Origin of the sequence: Streptomyces sp. RPT161, assembly GCF_027533845.1 — a bacterium.
GTDB lineage: Bacteria > Actinomycetota > Actinomycetes > Streptomycetales > Streptomycetaceae > Streptantibioticus_A > Streptantibioticus_A silvisoli_A.
Window position 1 is genome coordinate 1 of sequence record NZ_JAPZVN010000069.1, and the last position, 1,672, is coordinate 1,672.

1 protein-coding gene is annotated in these 1,672 nt (G+C 67.3%); it reads right to left on the minus strand.

Translation table 11 applies throughout. The features are described 5' to 3' along the window. A partial coding sequence (locus tag O5O46_RS34910) for a type I polyketide synthase (protein WP_269859707.1) occupies positions 1-1,672 on the minus strand: 1,672 nt, incomplete at both ends.

Below are 1,672 nucleotides of genomic sequence, written 5' to 3' on the forward strand. Positions count from 1 at the left end.
ACACCCAAACCAACCGACTCCGGGTCACCGTTAGGCAAGGCGGCGGTGTCGGGCCAGAAGCGCTGCCGTTGGAAGGCATACGTGGGCAACTCGACCCGGCGCGCCCTGGTCCCGGTGAAGTAGGAGGCCCAGTCAACGCCTATGCCGCGGGCGAAGGCATGCGCAAGGGCAGTGGTGAGCGATTCCGTCTCGGCGCGGTCGCGGCGGAGCACCGGTACGAACACCGCGTCCTCAGCCGTGACGCACTCCTGCGCCATCGCCGACAACACACCATCCGGCCCCAGCTCAACGAAGGTCGCGACGCCCTCGGCCTCCAACGCCCGCACACCGTCCAGGAACCGCACCGCCTCACGGACGTGACGCACCCAGAAGTCAGGGCTGGCGATCTCCTCCGCCGACACCACAGCACCGGTCAGGTTCGACACGATCGGGATCCGCGGAGCCTCATACATCAGCCCCGCAGCCACCTCGCGGAACGCCTCCAGCATCCCGTCCATGTGCGACGAGTGGAACGCGTGGCTGACGGTCAGCCGCTTCGTCTTACGACCCCGCGCCTCAAGACCAGCCGCGATCTCCAGCGCCGCAGCCTCATCACCCGCGATGACAACCGACGTCGGCCCGTTGATCGCGGCAATGCTCACGCCCTCGACCAGCAGCGGGACAACCTCGTCCTCCGCCGCCTGAACCGCCACCATGGCGCCGCCGCCAGGCAGCCCCTGCATCAGACGGCCGCGAGCCGCCACCAACGCACAAGCATCATCCAGCGACAGCACACCAGCCACATGGGCGGCGGCCAACTCACCAATCGAGTGCCCGGCCAGGAAGTCGGGCTTGATGCCCCACGACTCCACCAACCGGAACAGCGCCGCCTCAACCGCGAACAACGCAGGCTGCGTATACGCCGTCTGATCCAGCAACGCGGCCTCAGACCCGAACAGCACCTCATACAAAGGCCGCTCAAGATGTGCGTCCAACACCGCGCACACCGCATCCAACGCATCCGCGAACACCCGATAAGAGCCATACAACCCACGACCCATACCAAGCCGCTGGCTGCCCTGCCCCGTGAACAGGAACGCCAACTTGCCGCTGGCCAGGGCACCTTCAACCACACCCGAAGCGCTACGGCCCTCGGCCAGCGCCTCCAGGCCGCTCAGCAACCCGTCCCGGTCTCCGGCGACCACGGCCGCACGACAGTCCAGCCCGGCACGGCCGGTGGCGAGCGAGTAGGCGATGTCAACAGGAGCCAGCTCGGGCTGCGCCGAGATGTGCGAGTGGAGGCGTTCCGCCTGCTCCCGGAGCCCTTCCGCATTCTTGGCCGACAGCACATAGGGCAGTGCGGGGAACTCGGTGGCGTCATCGGTCGTGACGTCGTCGTCCGGCTCCGGTTCCGGTGCCTGCTCGATGATCGTGTGGGCGTTGGTGCCACTGATGCCGAACGAGGACACACCAGCGCGGCGCGGCTGTCCGGTTTCCGGCCACGGCACCGACTCGGTCAGCAGCGAGACCGCACCCGCCGACCAGTCCACATGCGGCGTCGGCTCATCCACGTGCAGGGTCCGCGGCAACACACCATGCCGCATCGCCAACACCATCTTGATCACACCAGCGACACCAGCCGCCGCCTGCGTGTGACCGATGTTGGACTTGATCGAGCCCAACCACAACGGAT